Below are 21,723 nucleotides of genomic sequence, written 5' to 3' on the forward strand. Positions count from 1 at the left end.
CGCCCTATCGTACTACCGCATAGGCGGCCCGCACATCGCCATATGTCTCGACCGAGCGCCAATATTCGGCGATGGATGCGGGCCGCTGACGTATCTCGACGGCAAAGCGGTCGCGCGCCTCGGCCCAGGTCTCCTCGGTCACGAACTGGCGGTCGATGGTGCAGCCCGTCAGCGCGGCAAAGGGTGCGAGGAAGACATAGCCATCGGCCAGTGCCGCCAGCTCGAAGCGCGTGCTGCCCGCGGCATAGAGGCTGGTGTCGGCGAGTGCGCCGACCGGGCTTCCCACGAGGTCGAAACCCGACGGTTGATCGCCAAGCGATCGCATCATCCGCTCGATCGCACCACCGGCCGGCTGGACGAGCCGGATGCCGCCCTGGTCTGCGCTGGGGAATGGCTGGTGGAGCAGGATCGATCTGACCCGCCCCGGCCTCATCGCCAGCAGCAGATTGCCAAGATGCCGCCGGTCTTCGCGCACGAAATTCGGCGCGTTATAATCATAGCTGCGCGCAGCGTAGTGCGTCGTTGCATGGATCGTTCCGACCAATGCCAGCATCTTTTGACGACGGTCGAGAATTTCGGTCTTGATCCGCCGCGCGCGGAAAGCATCGATTGGCCCGCGCGCGAAGATCATCGCTGCCCTGGCTGGGGTCAGTACGGGCCCCGCAGCGCGCCAGTTGTAGCGATAGCTGAGGTTCAGGATACGAAACGCCGGGGAGCCTGTCGGGCGTCGCCGGTTGAAGGCCCATGCCGCACGGTACACATCAAGATATTCGCGGTAAGCCCAGGCAGTGTCATAGCCGAACATGATCCGGCGCGCCGCTGCTTCATCATAATCACGCCCGGTGACGAGCGCGTCGAGCGCCGCCTGATCCTCGACCGCGCCGAATTCCATTCCCAGCGTGGTGATGCCGGCGGCGTGCAACCGGGGAATTAGCTGCTGGACGAACAGCAGATTCTGCCGCACCCGATGGTCCTCACCGAGCAGAACGATGTCGGCGTGGCGGAACTGCCGCACGACATAATCGACCGGATCTTGGCGGTGCTGCCGTAGCCACGCGGTCGCCCTCGTCTCATTGGAGGCCCGGGCCACCCCCCGATCCATCGCCGCCAGCAGAACCACGATGAGGATGATGCGGATCAGGTCGCGCGCCCGATATTGTTTCAATTGCGCCCGCTCCTCGGTCGTTTCCCCGGATCCTGCCTAGCGTTCGCTCAGATAGTAACGCTCGACCTCGCGGAGATCATCGTCGAGCTGGTACACGATCGGCTGGCCGGTCGGGATTTCGAGGCCGGTGATGTCGGCATCGGCAATGCCCGACAGATGCTTCACCAGCGCGCGCAGCGAATTGCCATGCGCCGAGATCAGCACGCGCTGGCCATCGCGCAAGGCTGGCGCGATTGTCGCTTCCCAATAGGGCAGCACGCGCGCGATCGTGTCCTTCAGGCTCTCGGTCGCGGGGACGGTGACCCCGGCATAGCGGCGGTCGTGCGTCAGATCGAACGGCGATCCAGCCTCCATCGGCGGCGGCGGGACGTCGAAGCTGCGCCGCCAGATCTTGACCTGCTCGTCGCCGTGCTTGGTTGCGGTCTCGGCCTTGTCGAGCCCGGTCAGCCCGCCATAGTGGCGCTCGTTCAGCCGCCAGTCCTTCTCGACCGGCAACCACAGCCGCGCCATTTCCTCGAGCGCGAGATTGAGCGTCTTGATCGCGCGCGTCTGCAGCGAGGTGAAGCAACGGTCGAAATCGAGACCCTTGTCGGCCATCAGCCGTCCGGCCGCGCGCGCTTCGTCTACGCCTTGCGCGGTCAGATCGACGTCCCACCAGCCAGTGAAGCGGTTTTCGAGATTCCACGCCGACTGGCCGTGGCGGATCAGGACGAGGGTGGGCATGAAAGGGGGTCTCCGGCGTTTCACCGCGCCCCTAACGTTCGTGCCCGCCGAAGTCGAGGATGCTTCAGATATCGTCGATCTGCGCGGCCAGCACTTCGAGACACGCATGCGCGAGGCGGCGGCAGCGATCTGGTGACCAGCCGTGGACCGGATCGGGATTGGCGTCATGGTCCTTGAACGGCATTTCGAGCGTCATCGCGACCGCGCCATAGCGTTCGGCGAGCTGGTTGGTCGACATCGCCAGATTGGCCTTGCCCGCTGCCGATTTGGGATAGCCCATCTGCGTCTGGAAATCGGGCGTGTGCGCAGCGAGCGCGTTCTGGAACCGACAGAATTTGTCGCCAAGCGCGTCGGTCCAGCCCGGGATGCCTTCGAAACCGGCGGTGAAATTGGCCGGAATCGCTTCGTCGCCATGCGCGTCGATCGCAAACGCCACACCGGTCGCGTCCATGGCGTTGCGGACGCAAAGCACTTCGGGGCTGCGGCTCGGGCTCGGCTCAGCCCATTCGCGGTTCAGGTTCACGCCGACCGCATTGGTGCGCAAGTGGCCGCGCGCCGACCCGTCGGGGTTCATGTTGGGCACGATGTGGAAGGTCGCCTTGGCGAGCAGTGCTGCCGTCACTGGATCGCTCGTGTCGGCGAGCCGTTCGAGCACGCCTTCGATCCAATATTCGGCCATCGTCTCGCCGGGGTGCTGGCGGGCATAGATCCACACCGGCTTGGCCCCGGCGCCGACCGTGAAGCTGTCGATCGGCTGGCCGTCGATCGATCGCCCGAGCTCGCGATAGGCAAAGCCCGGCACCGCGGCGTAGCGCGCGACCAGCACATTGTGGCGCTCGATCGTGTAGGGCGCGAAATAGGCGAACCAGACCAGTTGGCTGTCGACCTGGTGGCTGATCTCCAGCACGCCGTTTTCATAGCGCGTGTCGGCAAGCGTCCAGACTTCGCGGTCGCGGCTGACCCGCGCACGATAGCCGGGCCAGCCCATCGGATACGCCGAACCCGCCGCATTCAGGATGCGCAAGGTCACCGTGCGGCCCTCTGCCCCCGCCACGCGGAAATAGAACCACTGGTAGAAATCCGAATCGCGATCCCGCACGATTTCGAGGTCGGCCACGTCGCCGTCGATGCCGACGACATGGATGTTGCCGCCGTCGAAGGCGCTGGTGATGCTGAACGTCATTTGACGCTGATAGTGCGCCCGGACTCGCCCGGAAACCCCTTGAACAGCGCCTGCGCCAATTTGCGCGCCGTTGCAGGCGGCTGCGCATCGGGCGAGCGGGTGTCGGCCTCGGTCAGCGCGCGACCTTCCCAGACAATCTCGCCCGCCGCACCGCGCCGGATCTGCACGCTGAGTTCGGTGACATAGGCTTCGCGTGCGCGCTTCTTGCCGACGCCGAAGGCGACGCTCGCCCCGCCGCCAACGCCGCCGCCGACACCACCACCGAAGCTGCCGCCGCCGATGCCGATCGTCACCGGCGACCGCGCCGGTTCGACCTCGCGGATCGTGCGCCCGACCGTGAAGCTGGCATAGAGCGGCGCGGCGGCGTCGCTCGACGGGGCGAAGCCCTGCGCGGCCATCGCGTCGCGAATCGCCGCGGCATAGAGATCGGCTTCGAGCGCGGCGATGTTGCTCAGCGCCGGGTTGGCCGCCACGATCACGCCGCCGCGATCGAGCGGGGCATTCAGGTGGAAACGTGTCACCTTCACGGGTGTTGCGGTTTCGCAGCCGCCCAGCACTGCCATCGCCGTTGCCAGAGCCACCCACATCGTCTTGCGCATCGCCGGACCCTTTGCCGTTGTTACGCCCCCAACGCTCAATCGGCGAAATCGCTGCGCCGCGCCACCCAAAAAGCAGTCGCAAGCTTGACTTGGCGCCACGGCATCTGTAGCGGCGCGGACTTTCCAGAATTCAAGCTTAAACGAGAAGCGAATCGATCATGAAGATCCGCAATTCCCTGAAGTCGCTCAAGGGGCGTCATCGCGACAACCGCGTGATCCGCCGTCGTGGGCGCACCTATGTGATCAACAAGACCAATCGGCGCTTTAAGGCCCGTCAGGGCTGAGGCAGCGGATTAGCCACGCTAATCCGCGATAGGCCGAAGCCCGGCCGGCGGCGCGGCAGCGCCGTTCGACGACACGGGATTTATTCCCGTGTCGGGTTCAGGAGCCAGAATGAGCAAGCCAACTGCCGTCATCTTCGATGTCGGCAAGGTGCTATATGATTGGAGTCCGCGCTTTCTATATGAGCGCCTGATCGACGACGATCGGGCGCTCGATTGCTTTCTGCGCGACGTGCTGACCACCGACTGGCATTTCCAGCACGACGCGGGGCGCCCCTTTGCCGAGACATCGGCCGAGCTGATCGCGCAATTCCCCGAGCATGAAGCGCTGATCCTCGCCTGGCGCGACCGTTATCTCGAAAGCATCGGCGATCCGATTCCCGGCGTCCACGCGATCGTCGCGGAGCTCGATGCAGCAGGCGTGCCGCTGTTCGTCATTTCCAATTTCAGCCACGAATTCTGGCCGCCGTTTCGCGCGCGCGAAGCGGCGCTGTTCGATCGCTTTCAGAGCTTCGTGATTTCGGGCGAGGAGCGGCTGATCAAGCCCGACCCCGCCATCTACCACCTCGCGCTCGACCGCTTCGGGCTGGCGGCGGAAGAAGCGTTCTTCACCGACGACAATGCGGCGAACGTCGCAGCGGCGGCGGCGCTCGGCATCCACGCCCACCATTTCACGGACGCGGTGTTGTTGCGAAAGGCGTTGGCAGAGGCCGGCCTGCTCGATTCTTAATGACTGTAATTGGTGGGGAGCGGAAGGGCGGGTTTGGGCGCGTTCGTATCTGACCCATTCCGTTCCTTTTGGTTCGTCGCCCCGTGCTTGACACGGGGCTTGGCTTTTCTTCGTCACCGCCGCTTACGATAACACGACATGGCGAAGGGCGGTTAGGTCTACATTATCGCCCGCAAAAAGCTGCTGAAGAAATGGCGACGCGAATGGAAGTTCGCGCTGATCGAGGCGGACAATCCGGCGTGGCTCGACCTGTGGGATCAATGGTTCGCCGGTAGCGGCGAAGAAAAAAACCCAGCCCCGTGTCAAGCACGGGGTGACGGTGGACTTTGAGGGTCGTTCCGTACGCGATGAACGACCGTAACTGGAGGCGAAATCTGCCGTTCCCTACCCCCCATAGCCCTTCAGCTCGTCCCCAATGATCCGCACCACGTGCAGCACGTTGGTCGATCCCGGCGTGCCGAACGGCACCCCCGCCATCACGATCACCCGGTCGCCGGCCTTGGCGATTTTGTGGCGCAGCGCCATCCGCTTGGCTTTCGCGACCATTTCCTCGAACGAATCGACGTCGCGGGTGTGGACCGCGTGCGCGCCCCACAGCAGGCCGAGCCGCCGCGCGGTTTCGACCGAAGGCGTCAGCACCAGCAACGGCACCGACGGGCGCTCGCGCGCGACGCGGCGTGCGGTCGATCCCGACTTGGTGAAGCAGATGATCGCCACCGCCGACACGGTCGCGGCGATGTTCTTCGCGGCTTCCGACAGCGCGTCGGCGGTGGTCGGATCGGGGCGGGTGATCGTGAAATGCACACGCTCGCCGTGCATCGGGTCGCGTTCGACGGCCTCCGCAATCGAATTCATCATCGCGACCGATTCGACCGGCCACGCGCCCGCAGCACTTTCCGCCGACAGCATGATCGCGTCGGCACCGTCATAGACCGCCGTCGCGACGTCGGAGACTTCGGCGCGCGTCGGCGAGGGCGCGGTGATCATCGATTCGAGCATCTGCGTCGCCACCACGACCGGCCGCCCCAGCCGTCGCGACACTTCGACGATGCGCTTCTGCAGCGGCGGCACTTGTTCGGGCGGCAGCTCGACGCCAAGATCGCCGCGCGCGACCATCACGCCGTCGCATTGCTCGACGATTTCCTCGAGCCGGTCGATCGCCGAGGGCTTTTCGATCTTGGCGAGCAGCGCCGCGCGGCCCTGAATTAGCATCCGCGCTTCGGCCAGATCGTCGGGGCGCTGGACGAACGACAGCGCGATCCAGTCGACCTTCTGGTCGAGCGCGAAGGCGAGGTCGCTGCGATCCTTCTCGGCCAGCGCCGCCATCGGCAGCACGACATCGGGAACGTTCAACCCCTTGCTGTTCGACAGCGCGCCGCCGACTTCGACGCGGGTCTCGATCCGGTCGCCTTCGCAATCGACCACCCGGAGCACCAGCTTCCCGTCGTCGAGCAACAGCCGCGCACCGGGCGTGACGGCTTCGAAAATCTCGCGGTGGGGCAGCTCGACGCGGGTCGCGTCGCCCGGGGTCGCGTCGCGATCGAGGATGAAAGTGGCACCGGTCGCTAGCACCACCTTGCCGCCGTCGAACTTGCCGACGCGCAGCTTCGGCCCTTGCAGGTCGGCGAGGATGGTCGAGGGGCGACCGAGCTTGCGCTCCATCGCCCGGATCGCGTCGATCAGCGGGATTTTCGATGCCTGATCGCCGTGGCTCATGTTGATGCGGAAGGCATCGGCACCGGCGCGGAACAGCGCTTCGATCATCTCGGGCGTGCTGCTGGCGGGGCCAAGCGTCGCGAGCACGCGAACCTTGCGCAATCGCGGGCTGATCGCTTTCGACATCGGGGTCGGCATTGGGGGCGCTCTCCTCGGCTTGTGCGTTGCTGCCTCTAGTGCCTATCTCGCAGCGCTCAAGGAGATTACGATGACAGCCGATATCGATAGCATCGACGACGCGGTCGCCGCCGCGGCCTTTCGCCGGCTCGTCCGCCATTTGCAGCACCGCACCGACGCGCAGAATGTCGACCTGATGGGGCTGGCGGGCTTCTGCCGCAATTGCCTTGGCGACTGGCTGAGCGAGGCGTCGGATGGCGCGCTCGACCAGGCGGTGGGGCGCGAGGCGGTGTACGGCATGCCCTATGCGCTGTGGAAAGCGACGCACCAGCTCGCCGCCACGCCCGAACAGCTCGCCCGGATGGAAGCGAGCGTCGCGCGCAACAAGCGCGAGGAGCGCCTCGACGACGCGCTCGACGACAGCTTTCCGGCAAGCGACCCGCCATCGACGTCGATGCCGAACCGCTAAGCGACGGTCGGGGGCTTCCCATCCAACCGCCGTCATGCTGAACTTGATTCAGCATCCATCGCGCAACAGGCACTGCAATCGCTGGTGGCACGATGGACCCTGAATCAAGTTCAGGGTGATGATTCGAATGAACAGGGCACGGGTCAACCGTGCCCGTCTTGGGGGGATGAGGATGAAGCCGATTCTGCTTGCCGCCGCGCTGATGCTGGCCGCACCTGTCGTGGCGCAGACAACGCCCGCTGCGCCCACGCCCAAGATCACCTATATCCATGCCGGGACGTTGCTCGACCGGCCCGGCCAGGCGCCCCGCAAGACCGCGACGATCGTGATCCGCGACGGCAAGGTTGCCGAAGTCCGCGACGGCTATGCGACGCCCGAAGCCGGCGCGACATTGATCGACCTGAAGGACCGCTTCGTGCTGCCGGGGCTGATCGACATGCACGTCCACCTCTGGGGCATCGGCGGCGACCCGATGCGCGCGCGGTTGGGCGAGCTGACGCGTGACCGTTTCGACGACCTGGTCGAAGCGCAGAAGAATGCGCGCGCCACGCTCGAAGCTGGGTTCACGACGGTGCGCGACCTCGGCGGCGATCCGCGCGGCATCCGCGCGCTGCGCGACGGGATCGAGGCGGGCGAAATCGCCGGGCCGACGATCGTCAACGCGGGCACTATGATTTCGGTCACCGGCGGGCACGGCGATGGCGGCAATGGCATGGCGGAGCTGTTCGCCGACACGGTTCACGCGCACCAGACCAACGTCTGCGACGGCCCCGATGATTGCCGGCGTGCCGTGCGCGCGCAGATCGGGCTCGGCGCGCAGGTGATCAAGTTCGCGGCGACGGGCGGCGTACTGTCGAATGTCGCGGGCGGGCTCGGGCGGCAGATGACGCCTGAGGAAATGAAGGCGATCATCGACACCGCGCACAGCTTCGGCCGCAAGGTTGCCGCGCACAGCCACGCCCGCGAAGGCAGTGAAGCTGCGCTCGAAGCCGGCGTCGACACGATCGACCACGGCACCTTCATCAGCGACAGCACGGTGGCGCTGTTCAAGGCGAAGGGCGCGTGGCTGGTGCCGACGATGCTCGCGCCGGTCGCAGCGCTGGCGCAGGCACGCAGCGGCGTGCTGCCGCCCGCCACCATTCCCAAGGCCGAAGCGGCGGCGGCGGCGATGCTCGACAGCCACCGGCGCGCGATCGCGGCGGGGGTGAAGATCGCCTTCGGCACCGATACCGGCGTGTCGCGCCACGGCGACAATGCGAAGGAATTCGCACTGATGGTGCGCGCGGGCATGACCCCTGCCGCCGCAATTCGCGCGGCCACCATCGACGCCGCCGATGCGTTGGGCCGCAAGGACCAGCTCGGCTCGATCGAACCCGGCAAATTCGCCGACATCATCGCGGTCGCGGACGATCCGACGGCGGAGGTGACCCGGCTCGAAAAGGTCGATTTCGTGATGCGTCACGGCGTCGCGGTGAAGGCGCGCGGCGTCCGCCTGCCGTTCCCGGCCAATTGATCGGGGCGCCTCGACCGGTTAGAGCGCCCCGCTCAATCCTGCTGGAGCAAATTTCATGAGCGACATCATCGCGGCCGATCAGCTGCGCCTTTTCATCGAGCGGATCGAACGGCTCGAGGAAGAGAAAAAGGGCATCGCCGATGATATCAAGGACGTCTACGCCGAAGCAAAGGCGAACGGCTATGACACCAAAACGATGCGCGCGATCGTGCGGTTGCGGAAGATGGAAAAGCACCACCGCGACGAAGCCGAAATGCTGCTCGAAACCTACAAGGCCGCGCTCGGGCTGGCTTGATTAGGTGCAGGTGTTGAGCGGGGACCTTCGCTTCCTTATGAGGTCCCCGCAAAGTACCACTTTGCGGGGTTAACAATGGCAGGCCATTCCAAATTCAAGAACATAATGCACCGCAAGGGTGCCCAGGATAAAAAGCGCTCGGGCATGTTTTCGAAGCTCAGCCGCGAAATCACCGTCGCGGCCAAGATGGGCTTGCCCGATCCCGACATGAATCCGCGCCTGCGCATGGCCGTCAACGCGGCCAAGGCGCAGTCGATGCCCAAGGACAATATCCAGCGCGCGATCGACAAGGCGTCGAAGAACGACACCGAAAATTACGAGGAAATCCGCTACGAAGGCTTCGGCCCGGGCGGCGTATCGCTGATCATCGAGGCGCTGAGCGACAATCGCAACCGCACCGCGACCAACGTCCGCACGGCGGTGTCGAAGAACGGCGGCAATCTGGGCGCGAGTGGGTCGGTCAGCCACGGCTTTGAGCGGATGGGCCTGATCAATTACCCCGCAAGCGTAGGCGATGCCGACAAGGTGTTCGAAGCCGCGCTCGAAGCCGGCGCCGAGGATGTGACATCGAGCGAGGACGGCCACGAAATCTGGACCTCGAACGAAGCGCTGCACGAAGTCGTCAAGGCGCTCACGCCCGTGCTCGGCGAGCCCGAGGGCGCGAAGCTCGCGTGGCGGCCGAACACGATGGTGACGGTCGGCCTTGAGGATGCGACTCAGCTGTTCAAGCTGATCGACACGCTCGACGACGACGACGATGTCCAGACCGTGTGGGGCAATTATGAAGTGCCGGACGACGTGATGGACAAGCTGGGCTAGGCGCGTCGAGTGATGGATGGCTCGATCCTGACCGTGCTCAACGGTTATGCGCAGGCCTGGTCAGGCGGCAATCTTGCCGAGATCATGGCCGCCTATCATGACGATTTCGTCCTGCATTATTTCGGCGACAATGGGCTGGCCGGCACGCACGCGGGCAAAGCAACGGCGCTCGGCGTGCTCGGTGATTTTTCACGCCGGACAAACCGCAAGCTGGTCGAAATCGTTAGCGTGATGGCAGGCGATACGCGCGGCGCCATCATCGCGCGCGAACAACTGGGCCCTGATGATGCGCGGATCGAAGTCGAACGCGTGCTGGTCTACCGCGTGGCCGACGGCAAGCTTGCCGAATGCTGGGTCTATGACGCGGATCAGGCCGCGATCGATCGACTGATCGACGGGTCGTGATCCTGCTAGGCCTCGACCCCGGGCTTGGCACCACCGGCTGGGGGCTGATCCGGGCGGAGGGCAACCGGTTGTCGCACCTCGGGAACGGGCGGCTGAAGACCGACACCGCCGCCCCGCTCGCCCGGCGGCTTGCGCATCTCGATGCGATGGTTGCGGCGCTGATCACCGACCATGCCCCGCAGGCGGCCGCGATCGAGGAAGTATTCGTCAACGCCAACCCGCAATCGACGCTGAAGCTCGCCCACGCGCGCGGCGTTTGCCTTGCAGCACTTGCCCGCGGCGGGATCGAGGTCGGCGAATATGCGCCGCGCCTCGTCAAGAAGGCGCTGGTCGGCACCGGCAGCGCCGACAAGGTGCAAGTGCAGGCAATGGTCGCGCGACTGCTGCCCGGTGTCGCCATTGCCGGGCCGGACGCCGCCGACGCGCTCGCCGTGGCAATCTGCCATGCCCACCATCTCGCCAGCGCCCGCGCGCTTCGCTAGAGGGCGGGCAATGACCGACCACAGCCCCAGCCCCGAATTGCTCGCCAAGGCCGAAACGCTCACCGAAGCTTTGCCCTATATGCAGCGCTACAAGGGCGCGACCTTCGTGGTGAAGTACGGCGGCCATGCGATGGGCGACCCCGAACTCGCGCGCGATTTCGCCGAAGATGTCGTGCTGCTGAAGGCGGTCGGCATCAATCCGGTGGTGGTGCACGGCGGCGGGCCGCAGATCGGCGCGATGCTCAAGCAATTGGGCGTCGAATCGAGCTTTATCGATGGCCTGCGCGTCACCGATGAGCAGACCGCCAAGGTCGCCGAAATGGTGCTGTCGGGCGCAATCAACAAGGAGCTCGTTGCCTGGATCGGTCAGGCCGGCGGGCGCGCAATCGGCATTTCGGGGAAGGATGGCGGCTTCGTGCGTGCCGCCAAGCTCGCCCGCACCACGCGCGACCCCGACAGCAATATTGAGCGCGCCGTTGACCTGGGCTTCGTCGGCCAGCCCGAAGCGATCGACCGGCGCGTGCTTGATACGATTTCGGACGCGGGCATGATTCCCGTGGTCGCGCCGGTCGGCTTCGGCGCCGACGGCATGACCTATAACATCAACGCCGACACGATGGCCGGCGCGATTGCGGGCGCCATGGGCGCGGCGCGGCTATTCCTGCTGACCGATGTTGCGGGCGTACTCGACAAAGAGCGCAATCTGCTGACCGATCTCGACCCCGCGAAGATCGAGGCGCTGCAGGCCGATGGCACGATCACCGGCGGGATGATCCCCAAGCTCGAAACCTGCGTCGCTGCGGTCGAGGCGGGCGTCGATGCCGCTGTCATTCTCGACGGGCGGGTACCGCACGCAATGCTGCTCGAAATCTTCACCCGGCGGGGTGCCGGCACGCTGGTCCATCGATAGGACTGGCAGAAAGTGCCTTACTTCCCTATATCGCCAGCCAGACGGAGACCTGACCCTTGCTGACGCTCATCGATATTGCCCTGGTGCTGCTCAACGTCCTGTCGTTGATCATTCTTGCCCAGTTCGTGCTGTCGCTGCTGATCGCGTTCAACGTGGTCAACACTTACAATGATTTCGTCCGGCAATTGTACAACGGCCTCAATCAGGTCACCGAGCCGCTTTACCGCCCGATCCGGCGGGTGCTGCCCGATTTCGGCCAGCTCGATTTCTCGCCCATGGTGGTGCTGCTGCTGATCCGCATCGCGGGGCTGATCCTGTCGCATCTGGCCTTGTCGATCGCGACCGGCGCGCCGCTGTAAGCACGTGCCCGCCTGGGCGCTGACGGCCACGGGAATCGACATCGCCATCCGGGTCACCCCGCGTGGCGGGCGTGATCTGCTCGCTGCCGGGACGCCCGATCATTTCGCGGCGAGGCTTGCCGCAGCGCCGGTTGATGGCGCCGCCAATGCCGCGCTCATCGCGCTCGTTGCCAAAATCTTCGGCATTGCCCGCCGCGACGTGACGCTGATCGCAGGCGAAACGAGTCGGCTCAAACGATTGCGGCTATCGGGGGCGCCGCAAGCGCTGGCGGAGACGGCAGCAGCGCTCTATGAGCCCAAGCCATGAGCGCTGACATCATCGACGGCAAGGCTTTCGCGCTTGCCCTGCGCGAACGCATCGCGGCGCAGGTCGCGGCGTTCCGCGCCGCCGCCGGGCGCGCGCCGGGGCTGGCGGTGGTGCTCGTCGGCGAGGATCCGGCCTCGGCGGTCTATGTCCGTAACAAGGGCAAGGCGACGGTGGCGGCCGGCATGGAAAGCTTCGAGCACCAGCTGCCCGCCGATGTTGCCGAAGCCGAACTGCTTGCGCTGATCGATTGCCTCAACCGCGACGAAGCCGTCGACGGCATCCTCGTCCAGCTGCCGCTGCCCGCGCATATCAACGGCGCGCGAGTGATCATGGCGATCGACCCCGAAAAGGACGTCGACGGCTTCCACCCGGTCAATGTCGGGCGGCTCGCGACCGGGATGCACGGTTTCGTGCCTTGCACGCCGCTCGGCTGCCTGATGCTGTTGCAGGACCGCCTCGGCGACCTGAGCGGGCTCGACGCGGTCGTGGTCGGCCGGTCGAACATCGTCGGCAAGCCGATGGCGCAACTGCTGATCGGCGCCAATGCGACCGTCACCATCGCGCATTCGAAGACGCGCGATCTGGCGAGCATCGTCCACCGTGCCGACATCGTCGTGGCGGCGGTCGGCCAGCCCGAGATGATCAAGGGCGACTGGATCAAGCCGGGCGCGACCGTGATCGACGTCGGCATCAACCGCACCGAAGATGGCCTGGTCGGCGACGTCGAATTCAACGGCGCGGCCAGCGTCGCGGCTGCGATCACGCCGGTGCCGGGCGGCGTTGGGCCGATGACGATTGCCTGCCTGCTCCGCAACACGCTGGTCGCTGCGCACCGCCGCGCGGGCGTCGCCTATGACAAGGGTGCGCTTTGATCGAGCTGTTCGTCTCGTCGCTGATCACCTTCTTCGTGGTGATCGACCCGCCGGGCTGCGCGCCGATCTATGCCGGGCTGACGGCAGGCGTGCCGACCGAGCACAGCCGGGCGATGGCGATCCGCGCAGTGCTGATAGCGGGTGCGATCCTCGTCATCTTCGCACTGTTTGGTCAGGACATCCTGCGCGCGCTCGGCATCAGCCTCGACAGTTTCCGGATTGCGGGCGGGATCATGCTCTTCCTGATCGCGCTCGAGATGGTGTTCGAAAAACGCACCCAGCGCCGCGAGGATCGTGCGCAGAAGATGATCGAGGCGCATGAGGTTGAGGATGTCTCGGTCTTCCCGATGGCGATGCCGATGATCGCGGGGCCGGGATCGATCGCGTCGATCATGCTGCTGATGTCGAAGGGCCACGGGATCGAGCGGACGCTGGTGATCCTGGCGGCGCTGGCGACGATCCTGATGCTGACCTTGCTCGCGCTGCTGCTGGCGGCGCCGCTGATGCGTATCCTTGGCGCGAAGATCGAGGCCGTCGTCACCCGGCTGCTCGGCGTGCTGCTGGCGGCACTCGCCGCGCAATTCGTGATCGACGGGCTGAAGGCGAGCTTCTTCTAGCCCGATCGCGCTATTCGATCCGCCAGAGCCGGAGCGGTGATCGCTTGGGCAAGGCGACCGGCTTCAGCCACGGCGGCGCCTTGCCATCGGCGAGCTGATCGTAAAAGCCGCCCTTGTTGCGCGCGCGGTACACGGTAGACTCGGCCATGTTCGGGCAAGTCAGCAGAAGGCGCGCGCCATGCGCCCTGGCGATCGCCCGGAACTGGTCGGCGCTGCCGCCAAAGGCATGCTGCACGTCCAGAATGGCGTCGCCGTTGCGGTGGTAGGGGCCAGCGATGGCGCTGTGATGCGTGACCGTAATCAGCCGTGGGCCGAGATCGACAAAGGTGAAGATCGTCTGCGGCGGCAACCGGTCGAGCGGCGCGAGCGCAGTGAAGCTCGGGCAAGTGCTGCCAGCGCGGTCGACCGTCTTGGTCCGCGCGGTCGGCTGCTCGACCGGCAGCCATTTGACGATAAAGCCCGCAAAGGCGCCCGACACGATCAGGAAGCCGCCAACGGTGCCGAACACGCGCACCAGCATCGATTTGCTCTTCAGGAACCATGGCAGCACGATGCAGGTGAGCGCAATCGCCCCCGGCACGCCAAGCAGCTGCGCCGCCGCGCTCGCCCGCGACTGCCAGAGCAGCAAGCCACCGGCGAGCAGTGTGAACAGCAATACACCGCACCAGGCGGCGACGGTCGCCTGTCCGCGCGCGCGCCATGTCGCTACGGCCGCCCCCACCAGCCCGATCACCGGCAGCATGATCACCGGGAAATAGACGCGGAACGGGTGGGTATAGACGGGCTTTGCCTCGCGGATGTTGTCGAGCCAGTTGCGCTGAAGCTCGGGCGAGACCTGCTCGGGGCGACCGAGGCATTGCGGGAAGAAGCCGGCAAAACCCGCGACGATCGCCACCCCGGCGACGACCGCCAGCCCCAGCCGTGTCGTCCGCGCCTTTGGGTTGATCGTACCGAGCAGCACCAGCAGCCCGCCCGCCGCGGTCATCACGCTGAGCCATACCGGCGTCAGCGCGTCGCAGCGCAGCACGCTGTTGGCGTAGGACGCAAAGCCCGCATAGCCGAGCAAGCACCCGATGCCGAGCGCGGCGCCATAGATGGTCATGCGCGGCGCTTCGGCCGCGTCCCACACCCAGCGCAGCGCGATGATCGCGCCGGCGCCAGCAGCATAGGGCAGCATCTCAAGCCCGATCGACAGCGAAAACGCGCTTGCCAGCCCGACCAATAGCCCGCCGCGCCGCTGCACCGGATCGGCCAGCCCCGCTACTGTGACTGCCAGCGATGCCAGTTGCCAGCCGTGATGGTCGATGCGTTCGGGCATGAACATCAGCAGCGTGGTCGTGCACAGGAGCATGAAGATGATCGCCAGCGGCCAGGCAAGCGGATGCACCAGCCGCCGCACGGTGAAGGCAAGGGCAACGAGCGTGACCGACATCGGTAGCAGCGGGGCAATGCCGCACGCCAGGCGTTCGGCCCAGAACGTGCCCGCAAACGGCCGGATCAGCAGGATAAGCCCCGCGATCGGCAGATCGACAATGCGCGTCCAGTGCATGTCGAAACCCGTCGGCGGGTTCATCCGATACTGGCGCAGATCGTACCAGCCCTGCCCGTTCAGCAGCGCGCGGACCTGCATCAGCCGCATATTGTCGTCGGTGTCGCTCAGCGACAGCCAGCGCACGGTGTTCCAGCCATTGGCAACGAACCAGATCGCCAGCACCGCCCAGGCGATCAGCGTCAGCGCAATCCAGTGCCGATCGAAAATCTGGCGCAAGGCAGTGCCGAAATCCGGCGAGGCAGCGCTATCGTTGCTCAAAACAGCTTCCCTCGCATTCCCCCGCGCTCTACGGCAGCGCGCGTAAAGGGCAAGTTGAGAAATGATCCGTCGGGCCGAAACGATATTGCGCGACTATCCGATGGTCGGCCAGTTGCTGCGCTTCGGCATTGCCGGCGGGATATCGACGCTGATCTATGCCGCGGTCTATCTGCCGCTGACGAGCTGGGTGTTTCCGGGCCCGCGCGCGGTGTTCGCGGTGCCCTTTGCCTTTGCAGTCGCCGTGACGGCGGGCTTTTTCCTGCACAGCCGGTGGAGCTTCAAGGGGCACGGCACGCGCCAGCCCGGCGGCATGCAGCAGGTCAAATTCGTCGCGGTACAGGCGTCGGGAGTCGGGCTGAATGCGCTCGTCACCTGGATCGGCACGGCGGTGCTCGGCTTTCCGGCCTGGGCACCCTTGTTGCCGGCGGTACTGATCGCCACGATCTTCACCTTCCTCCTCAATCGCTGGCTGGTCTTCGCCTGATGGGCAAAACGCATGGATAGAATCGTCTACGACCGCATGGCGGCGCATGATTCGACGCACTGGTGGTACCGGGCGCGGCGCGAGATCCTCTCGGATTATCTGACCCGGCTCGGCGGCCTGCCAAAAGACGCGCGCATCCTCGAAATCGGCTGCGGCACCGGCCATAATCTGCCGATGCTCGCGCGCTTCGGCCAAGTCGAGGCGATCGAGATCGACCCCGCCGCGCGCGCGATTGCCAGCGAACGGCTCGGCCGCCCGGTCGGCGATGCCCCGCTCCCCGAACTGCCCGGGATCGAACGCAGCGCCTATGACCTGATCGCGGTGCTCGATGTCGTCGAACATATCGAGGATGATGTCGCGGCGCTCGCGGCAATGCGCGATTGTCTGAAGCCCGGCGGCAAGATTTTGATCGCGGTCCCGGCGCACCAGTGGATGTGGAGTGCGCACGACGTCGTCAATCACCACCACCGGCGCTATTCCAAGGCGACGCTGGGCAAAGCGATTGCGGCGGCGGGGCTGAAGCACAATGGCCTGCGCTGGTTCAACTCGCTGCTGTTCCCGCTTGCCGCTGCCTCGCGGATCGCCGGGCGGCTGACCGGCAAGGACGACAGCGACGATTCACCGCCGCCAGGGCCAGTCAACGCGCTGTTCGAGACGGTGTTCGGGCTCGAGCGGCACCTCGTCGGGCGCATGCCGCTGACGCCGGGTGTGTCGATCGTGACCTTGGCGCAGCGGGTTTGATCTCACGCCCCTTCCGTTAGTGTCGAGCGAAGTCGAGACACGGGTAACGAAGCGACGCGCCTGTGGCCTGTTTCTCGACTTCGCTCGAAACGAACGGGGGAAAGCGGGGACTACTCCCCCGCGACACCCTCGTCACCGCTCAACGGCGCCACTTCAACCGCTTCCGCCTTATACCCCAAGGTCGCCGTCCCGCGCACCGGCCCGGCGACGTCGGCGACCAGATAGAGCGGGCGCCGCTTCGATTCGACGTACAGCCGTCCGAGATATTCGCCGATCATCCCCAGCACGAACATCTGCACCGCGCCCAGCAGCACGACGACCAGCATCGTCGAGGTCCAACCCTGCACCGCGCTACCGGTGAAGAACCCGATCGCGATATAGACGAACAGCAGTAGCGACGCGCCCGTCAGCGCGAGCCCGGCATGGCTCGCGAACCGCAGCGGCGCGGTCGAAAAACCGGTAACGGCATCGAGCGCGAGCCGGATCATCTTGCCGAGCGGGTAATTGGTCTCGCCGGCATGGCGCTCGGCGCGGTCATAGACGAACGGCACTTGCCGGAAGCCGACCCATGCCACCATCCCGCGAATGAAGCGGGCCTGTTCGGGCAAGCTGAGCAGCGCATCGAGCGCACGCCGGCTCATCAGCCGGAAATCGCCGGTGTCGAGCGGGATCGGCGTGTCGGTCACCCGGTCGAGCACGCGGTAGAAGGCGGCGGCCGTCATCTTCTTGAAAAACGTCTCGCCTTCGCGCTTGCGGCGCACCGCATAGACGACATCGGCGCCCTGCTCGACCATCGTCGCGCGCATGTCGCTCAGCAGCTCGGGCGGGTCCTGCAGATCGGCGTCGATGATTAGGATTTGCGCGCCGCAGCACAGGTCGAGCCCGGCGGTCAGCGCCAGCTGGTGGCCGTGATTGCGCGACAGGTTGATCGCAACGAGTCGCGGATCGCTCGCCGCGAGCCGCTGCATCACACCCCAGCTGCCGTCCTTCGACCCGTCGTTGACGAGCACGATCTCGTAATCCTCGCCCACCGCGGCGCGCGCCGCGGCGGTAACGCGGCTGTGCAGCAGGTCGAGGTTCGGCTCCTCGTTATAGCAAGGAACGACGACGGAGAGCGCAGGGCGATGCATGGGCGCCGCTCTAGCGTTCATTTGGCGCCACGCAAAGTGATCACACCGCCGCCCGCGCGCGCTCCTCGACCAGCCGTTCTAGGATCGTCAGCGGCACCGCGCCGTCGCGCAGCACTTCGTGGAACTGCTTGATGTCGAACTTCGCGCCCAAAATCTTGCGGGCATTGTCGCGCGCGCGCAGCCAGCTGATGTGGCCGAGCTTGTAGCTGCACGCCTGCCCCGCCTGGGTGCAATAACGCTCGATCTCGCGCAGCGAGCGCGGGCGCGCGAAGCCGACGGTCTCGACGAAGTAATCGGTTGCCTGCTCGCGGGTCCAGCGCTTGGCGTGGATGCCGGTGTCGGCGACCAGCCGCGCCGCGCGGAACAAGAAGCTCTGCAGATAGCCCGCACGCTCGACCGGGCTCGCATAGCCGCCGAGTTCGTCGGCGACTTGCTCGGCATAGAGCGCCCACCCTTCCGAATAAGCACCGAAGAACGACAGCCGACGCAGCAACGGCGTCTTCAGGCTCGCGACGACGCTCAGCTGGGTGTGATGCCCCGGCACGCCTTCGTGATAGGTCAGCGACGGCAGCGTATATTTCGGCCAGTCGCCGACGTCCTTCAGATTGATGAAGTAGATGGCCGGGCGCGATCCGTCGAGGGACGCGAACCGGTAATAGCCGTTCGACGCGCCGTCCTGAATCTCGACCGGCACCGCGCGGATGTCGAGCGGGGCGCCCGGATGATTAAGGAACGCCTGCGGCAATTTCGCCCGCATCGCTTTCACCCCCTCGTTCAGCCCCGCGAGCAGCGCGGCGCGGCCTTCGGCGGTGTTGGGATAGAGCTGCTCGGGGCGCTGGTTGAGCGCCGTCAGCCGCGCGCCGACCGAGCCTTGCGTCAGCCCCTGCGCGCGCAGGATCTTGTCGAGCTCGGCGCTGATCTCAGCGACTTGCTGACGGCCGAGTTGATGGACTTCGTCGGGCGTAAAATTGGTCGTCGTCGCCGCCTTCAGCGCATCGGCATAAATGGCCTCACCCTGCGGCAGCGCCCACAGCCCCGCATCCTTGCGGCGCGGCAGCGACTGCACCAGCTCAATCTGGCGGTCGAGCGCGGGATAGACGCTGTTCGCGATGATCTTGGCCGCGCGCGCAGCCCAATCGCCCGCGATGCCAGCCTTGGCGGCACGCGAGGCAAGCGACATCGCCATCGAGCTCGCCTCGGGCGCTGCCTTGCGCAAAGCGTTCATCTGACCGAGCGTCAGGTCGAGCGAGAAATCGGGCGCGACATAGCCGCGCGCCGCTTCGGCTTTTTGCACCGCGCTGTCCTGGTCGAGCGCAGTGCCGAACGCGTCGAGCCGCGACAGATAGGCTTCGCAATCGTCGGCGGTCTGGATGGTGTGCGACGACGACAGGAAATCGGGGATCGAGAAATAGGCACCGCCCTGCTGGAAGATGCGATAGGGGCGAATGGTGCTACCGATGCCGTATTTGACCTGGCCGGTGATGCCGCTGTTCAGCGAATAGAGCACGACTTCGCGGTTGAGCTTGCCGTCTTTCGACAAGGTCGCCGGATCAATCGCGGTGATATCGGCAATCGCCTGTTTGGTGCGCGCGAGATCGGCAGCGCGTCCCGCCGCCGAGCGATCGTCGAGCTTGCCCTTCAGCGGTGCGCGCGCGCCCTTGTCGAGCCCGAGCTGAGTCGCTTGTTCTGGATTATCGTCGACGTTGGCGTTGAAAATCTTGTCGAACAGCGCGTTGAGCGCAGCATCGCCAGCGGGTGCGGCGGCGCGCAAAGCGCCCGGCAGCGTCACGGCAGCAGCAGCGACGCCGCTGGCGGCCAGAAAGCGACGACGGTCCATGGGCAATCCCCTCCTCGATTTATCTGGCGATCAGCTTAGCCGCCCTGCTGCGGCTGGCAACCGGCCTCAGGCGCGCTCGACCGAGCTGACCGCGTCGGCCGCGCGCAACGCCGCGATCAGCCGCGTCAGGTGCGTCAGGTCGCGCACTTCCATGTCGATCATGTTGGTGTGATAGCCGGTGTCGCGATTGTCGAGCCGAAGGTTGATGATATTGGCCTTGTGCGCGCCGATCACCGTCGCGACCACCCCGAGCGCGCCGGGTTCATTCTTCAGCTGCACGGCGATCCGCGCGACCGCGCCTTCGGTCTTGTCGCCCCAGGCAAGGTCGACCCAGTCGGCGTCGTCGCTGTCGGTCAGCGTTGCGCAGTCGATCTTGTGGACCTCGATCCCCTCGTTGGGCCGACGCAGGCCGACGATCCGGTCGCCCGGCACCGGGTGGCAACATTCGGCAAGATCGAAGGCAATGCCCGGCGTCAGCCCGCGGATCGAAATGGCGGCCATCGGCGCCGTCGGCGTCGCCTCGCCCAGTTCCGCCAGCGCGCCTGGCATCAGTGCTTCCATCACTTCGGCATCGGTGAAGCGGCGGCGCGCGATCGCTTCCATCAGGGCAGCGTCGTCGGCGAGCTTCAGCCGCTTGACGGCCGCGCTGATCGCATCGTCCGAAAGCGTGGTCGGCAACCGCTTGACGATCTCGTCGTAAAGCTTGCGGCCCAGCGCCTGCGCCTCATCGCGTTCCTTGATCCGCAAATGGCGGCGGATCGCCGCGCGCGCTTTCCCGGTGATCGCAAAGTTCAGCCAGTGCGGCTGCGGCCGCTGCGCCTTTGAGCGCAGGATCTGAACCTGGTCGCCATTGTCGAGATGCGTGCGCAAGGGAACGACGCGCCCGTTGATCTTTGCGCCGACCGCCTGGTCGCCCAGATCGGTGTGCAGCGCATAAGCGAAATCGATCGGGGTTGCGCCCTTGGGCAGCTGGATCAGCTCGCCGCGCGGCGTGAAAGCGAAGATGCGGTCGACGTACATCGCCATCCGGGTATGTTCGAGCAATTCCTCGGGGCTTTCGGCCGCATCGAGGATTTCGACCAGATCGGCGATCCAGCGCACTTGCGTGTCGGGTCGCAGCTTGCCCTGCTTGTACGCCCAGTGCGCAGCGAGGCCATGTTCGGCCTCGGCATGCATTTCGGGCGTGCGGATCTGGATTTCGACGCGCGTATTCTCAGCGTGCATGATGCTGGTGTGCAGCGATCGATAGCCGTTGCGCTTGGGTGTCGAGACATAGTCCTTGAAACGCCCCGGCACCATTGGCCAGCGCCGGTGGATCAGCCCGAGCGCGCGGTAGCAATCCTCTTCGGACGGCACGATCACGCGAAACGCCATGATGTCCGAAAGCTGCTCGAAACTGATGTGGCGCTCGCTCATCTTGCGCCAGATCGAATAGGGGTGCTTTTCGCGGCCCCAGATGTCGGCATCGACGCCGTGACGCAGCAGTAGCGCCTTCATCGACGACGCGATTTTGGTGATCCGCCCGCTGTCGCCTTCATTGAGCAGCGCGAGCCGCTTGGTGATCGAATCGAAGGCTTCGGGTTCGAGCTGGCGAAAGGCCAGGCTCTGCATCTCGCGCATGAATTCATACATGCCGATTCGCTCGGCGAGCGGGGCATAGATGTCCATCGTCTCGCGCGCGATGCGGCGGCGCTTTTCCTCGCTCTTGATGTGGTGGAGCGTGCGCATGTTGTGCAGCCGGTCGGCGAGCTTGACGAGCAGCACGCGAATATCGTCCGACATCGCGAGCAGAAACTTGCGCAGATTTTCGGCCGCACGCTCGCTTTCGGTCTGCGCCTCGATCTTCGACAGCTTGGTGACGCCATCGACCATGCGCGCGACATTGTCGCCGAACAGCCGGTGGATTTCCTCAGGAGTCGCCACCGTATCCTCGATCGTGTCGTGGAGAATGGCGGTCGCGATCGTCTCGTCGTCGAGCCTAAGATCGGTCAATATTCCGGCGACTTCGATCGGGTGGCTGAAATAGGGGTCGCCCGATGCGCGCTTCTGGGCGCCATGCGCCTGCATCGAAAACACATAGGCGCGATTAAGCAGCGCCTCATTGGCATCAGGATCGTAGCTTAATACCCGATCGACCAGTTCATATTGCCGCAGCACGC

General features: G+C 65.5%; 24 protein-coding genes. 15 read left to right on the plus strand and 9 right to left on the minus strand.

The window, feature by feature from the left end:
• Positions 1–4 precede the first annotated feature (4 nt).
• The 4 genes from AX672_RS13050 to AX672_RS13065 all read right to left on the minus strand — a co-directional run bounded on the left by AX672_RS13050 (position 5) and on the right by AX672_RS13065 (position 3,670).
• Positions 5–1,165, minus strand: coding sequence for a ChaN family lipoprotein (locus AX672_RS13050; RefSeq protein ID WP_066651993.1), 1,161 nt, complete (start codon positions 1,163–1,165; stop codon positions 5–7).
• A gap of 36 nt (positions 1,166–1,201) precedes the next feature.
• Positions 1,202–1,888: a 2,3-diphosphoglycerate-dependent phosphoglycerate mutase gene (gene gpmA / locus AX672_RS13055; protein WP_066651994.1), complete on the minus strand. Its 687-nt coding sequence runs from the start codon at positions 1,886–1,888 to the stop codon at positions 1,202–1,204.
• A gap of 64 nt (positions 1,889–1,952) precedes the next feature.
• Entirely contained in the window at positions 1,953–3,071 is a 1,119-nt protein-coding gene (locus AX672_RS13060) for a M14 family metallopeptidase (protein ID WP_066651995.1), read from the minus strand.
• A complete protein-coding gene (locus AX672_RS13065) occupies positions 3,068–3,670 on the minus strand; it encodes a DUF4136 domain-containing protein (protein WP_066651996.1) in 603 nt (200 codons plus the stop codon). Before AX672_RS13065 ends, AX672_RS13060 begins: the two co-directional genes overlap by 4 nt.
• A 158-nt stretch (positions 3,671–3,828) precedes the next feature.
• On the opposite strand from AX672_RS13065, the gene ykgO reads away from it, so the two are divergent.
• Both ykgO and AX672_RS13075 read left to right on the plus strand, forming a co-directional pair.
• Complete coding sequence (gene ykgO, locus AX672_RS13070) at positions 3,829–3,954, plus strand: type B 50S ribosomal protein L36 (RefSeq protein ID WP_004210176.1); 126 nt, start codon at positions 3,829–3,831, stop codon at positions 3,952–3,954.
• Between the two features lie 109 nt (positions 3,955–4,063).
• On the plus strand, positions 4,064–4,681 hold the full coding sequence (locus AX672_RS13075; protein ID WP_066651997.1) for an HAD-IA family hydrolase: 618 nt from the start codon (positions 4,064–4,066) through the stop codon (positions 4,679–4,681).
• A 384-nt stretch (positions 4,682–5,065) separates the two neighbouring features.
• Here AX672_RS13075 and pyk read toward each other — a convergent pair whose 3' ends face one another.
• On the minus strand, positions 5,066–6,523 hold the full coding sequence (gene pyk, locus AX672_RS13080) for a pyruvate kinase (protein WP_066651998.1): 1,458 nt from the start codon (positions 6,521–6,523) through the stop codon (positions 5,066–5,068).
• Between the two features lie 82 nt (positions 6,524–6,605).
• On the opposite strand from pyk, the gene AX672_RS13085 reads away from it, so the two are divergent.
• From AX672_RS13085 to AX672_RS13135, 11 genes are all read left to right on the plus strand, one after another.
• Complete coding sequence (locus tag AX672_RS13085) at positions 6,606–6,983, plus strand: DUF1244 domain-containing protein (protein ID WP_066652000.1); 378 nt, start codon at positions 6,606–6,608, stop codon at positions 6,981–6,983.
• Positions 6,984–7,155: 172 nt separating this feature from the next.
• Positions 7,156–8,496, plus strand: coding sequence for an amidohydrolase family protein (locus AX672_RS13090; RefSeq protein ID WP_066652002.1), 1,341 nt, complete (start codon positions 7,156–7,158; stop codon positions 8,494–8,496).
• A 55-nt stretch (positions 8,497–8,551) separates the two neighbouring features.
• Positions 8,552–8,791, plus strand: a complete 240-nt coding sequence (locus AX672_RS13095) for a DUF2312 domain-containing protein (protein WP_066652004.1) — start codon at positions 8,552–8,554, stop codon at positions 8,789–8,791.
• Between the two features lie 75 nt (positions 8,792–8,866).
• Positions 8,867–9,610, plus strand: a complete 744-nt coding sequence (locus tag AX672_RS13100; protein ID WP_066652006.1) for a YebC/PmpR family DNA-binding transcriptional regulator — start codon at positions 8,867–8,869, stop codon at positions 9,608–9,610.
• Positions 9,611–9,622: 12 nt separating this feature from the next.
• The gene (locus AX672_RS13105) at positions 9,623–10,015 is read left to right on the plus strand and encodes a nuclear transport factor 2 family protein (RefSeq protein WP_066652007.1); all 393 of its coding nucleotides are present in this window, start codon (positions 9,623–9,625) and stop codon (positions 10,013–10,015) included.
• Positions 10,012–10,497, plus strand: coding sequence for a crossover junction endodeoxyribonuclease RuvC (ruvC, locus tag AX672_RS13110; RefSeq protein WP_066652009.1), 486 nt, complete (start codon positions 10,012–10,014; stop codon positions 10,495–10,497). The genes AX672_RS13105 and ruvC overlap by 4 nt, the downstream gene beginning before the upstream one ends.
• Before the next feature lie 10 nt (positions 10,498–10,507).
• A complete protein-coding gene (gene argB / locus AX672_RS13115; RefSeq protein ID WP_066652011.1) occupies positions 10,508–11,407 on the plus strand; it encodes an acetylglutamate kinase in 900 nt (299 codons plus the stop codon).
• A gap of 56 nt (positions 11,408–11,463) precedes the next feature.
• On the plus strand, positions 11,464–11,766 hold the full coding sequence (locus tag AX672_RS13120) for a YggT family protein (RefSeq protein WP_066652013.1): 303 nt from the start codon (positions 11,464–11,466) through the stop codon (positions 11,764–11,766).
• 4 nt (positions 11,767–11,770) lie between these two features.
• A complete protein-coding gene (locus AX672_RS13125) occupies positions 11,771–12,073 on the plus strand; it encodes a DUF167 domain-containing protein (protein WP_066652015.1) in 303 nt (100 codons plus the stop codon).
• Positions 12,070–12,945, plus strand: a complete 876-nt coding sequence (gene folD, locus AX672_RS13130) for a bifunctional methylenetetrahydrofolate dehydrogenase/methenyltetrahydrofolate cyclohydrolase FolD (RefSeq protein WP_066652017.1) — start codon at positions 12,070–12,072, stop codon at positions 12,943–12,945. Before AX672_RS13125 ends, folD begins: the two co-directional genes overlap by 4 nt.
• Entirely contained in the window at positions 12,942–13,562 is a 621-nt protein-coding gene (locus AX672_RS13135; RefSeq protein WP_066652023.1) for a MarC family protein, read from the plus strand. Before folD ends, AX672_RS13135 begins: the two co-directional genes overlap by 4 nt.
• 10 nt (positions 13,563–13,572) lie before the next feature.
• On the opposite strand, the gene AX672_RS13140 is transcribed toward AX672_RS13135, so the two are convergent.
• The gene (locus tag AX672_RS13140; RefSeq protein ID WP_066652025.1) at positions 13,573–15,372 is read right to left on the minus strand and encodes a hypothetical protein; all 1,800 of its coding nucleotides are present in this window, start codon (positions 15,370–15,372) and stop codon (positions 13,573–13,575) included.
• A gap of 61 nt (positions 15,373–15,433) precedes the next feature.
• Here AX672_RS13140 and AX672_RS13145 point away from each other — a divergent pair, with 61 nt between their 5' ends.
• Positions 15,434–15,856, plus strand: coding sequence for a GtrA family protein (locus tag AX672_RS13145; RefSeq protein WP_082730550.1), 423 nt, complete (start codon positions 15,434–15,436; stop codon positions 15,854–15,856).
• Between the two features lie 12 nt (positions 15,857–15,868).
• On the plus strand, positions 15,869–16,597 hold the full coding sequence (locus AX672_RS13150) for a class I SAM-dependent methyltransferase (RefSeq protein WP_066652027.1): 729 nt from the start codon (positions 15,869–15,871) through the stop codon (positions 16,595–16,597).
• Between the two features lie 110 nt (positions 16,598–16,707).
• Here the strand turns inward: AX672_RS13150 and AX672_RS13155 are convergent, their stop codons facing one another.
• From AX672_RS13155 to AX672_RS13165, 3 genes are all read right to left on the minus strand, one after another.
• Positions 16,708–17,727, minus strand: coding sequence for a glycosyltransferase family 2 protein (locus AX672_RS13155; RefSeq protein ID WP_066652029.1), 1,020 nt, complete (start codon positions 17,725–17,727; stop codon positions 16,708–16,710).
• A 40-nt stretch (positions 17,728–17,767) separates the two neighbouring features.
• A complete protein-coding gene (locus tag AX672_RS13160; protein WP_066652031.1) occupies positions 17,768–19,564 on the minus strand; it encodes a DUF885 domain-containing protein in 1,797 nt (598 codons plus the stop codon).
• A 66-nt stretch (positions 19,565–19,630) separates the two neighbouring features.
• Positions 19,631–21,721 carry a RelA/SpoT family protein gene (locus AX672_RS13165; RefSeq protein WP_066652045.1) on the minus strand — a complete coding sequence of 697 codons (2,091 nt, stop codon included), beginning with the start codon at positions 21,719–21,721 and terminating at the stop codon, positions 19,631–19,633.
• Between the last annotated feature and the right edge of the window lie 2 nt (positions 21,722–21,723).

This window comes from Sphingomonas sp. CCH10-B3, from assembly GCF_001556185.1.
Lineage (GTDB): Bacteria > Pseudomonadota > Alphaproteobacteria > Sphingomonadales > Sphingomonadaceae > Sphingomonas > Sphingomonas aquatica.

Coding starts and splice junctions, on each gene's coding strand:
- gpmA (WP_066651994.1), bottom strand. CDS start 1,888: ATGCCCACCCTCGTCCTGATCCGCCACGGCCAGTCGGCGTGGAATCTC.
- AX672_RS13060 (WP_066651995.1), bottom strand. CDS start 3,071: ATGACGTTCAGCATCACCAGCGCCTTCGACGGCGGCAACATCCATGTC.
- AX672_RS13065 (WP_066651996.1), bottom strand. CDS start 3,670: ATGCGCAAGACGATGTGGGTGGCTCTGGCAACGGCGATGGCAGTGCTG.
- ykgO (WP_004210176.1), top strand. CDS start 3,829: ATGAAGATCCGCAATTCCCTGAAGTCGCTCAAGGGGCGTCATCGCGAC.
- AX672_RS13075 (WP_066651997.1), top strand. CDS start 4,064: ATGAGCAAGCCAACTGCCGTCATCTTCGATGTCGGCAAGGTGCTATAT.
- pyk (WP_066651998.1), bottom strand. CDS start 6,523: ATGTCGAAAGCGATCAGCCCGCGATTGCGCAAGGTTCGCGTGCTCGCG.
- AX672_RS13085 (WP_066652000.1), top strand. CDS start 6,606: ATGACAGCCGATATCGATAGCATCGACGACGCGGTCGCCGCCGCGGCC.
- AX672_RS13090 (WP_066652002.1), top strand. CDS start 7,156: ATGAAGCCGATTCTGCTTGCCGCCGCGCTGATGCTGGCCGCACCTGTC.
- AX672_RS13095 (WP_066652004.1), top strand. CDS start 8,552: ATGAGCGACATCATCGCGGCCGATCAGCTGCGCCTTTTCATCGAGCGG.
- AX672_RS13100 (WP_066652006.1), top strand. CDS start 8,867: ATGGCAGGCCATTCCAAATTCAAGAACATAATGCACCGCAAGGGTGCC.
- AX672_RS13105 (WP_066652007.1), top strand. CDS start 9,623: ATGGATGGCTCGATCCTGACCGTGCTCAACGGTTATGCGCAGGCCTGG.
- argB (WP_066652011.1), top strand. CDS start 10,508: ATGACCGACCACAGCCCCAGCCCCGAATTGCTCGCCAAGGCCGAAACG.
- folD (WP_066652017.1), top strand. CDS start 12,070: ATGAGCGCTGACATCATCGACGGCAAGGCTTTCGCGCTTGCCCTGCGC.
- AX672_RS13145 (WP_082730550.1), top strand. CDS start 15,434: ATGATCCGTCGGGCCGAAACGATATTGCGCGACTATCCGATGGTCGGC.
- AX672_RS13150 (WP_066652027.1), top strand. CDS start 15,869: ATGGATAGAATCGTCTACGACCGCATGGCGGCGCATGATTCGACGCAC.
- AX672_RS13155 (WP_066652029.1), bottom strand. CDS start 17,727: ATGCATCGCCCTGCGCTCTCCGTCGTCGTTCCTTGCTATAACGAGGAG.
- AX672_RS13160 (WP_066652031.1), bottom strand. CDS start 19,564: ATGGACCGTCGTCGCTTTCTGGCCGCCAGCGGCGTCGCTGCTGCTGCC.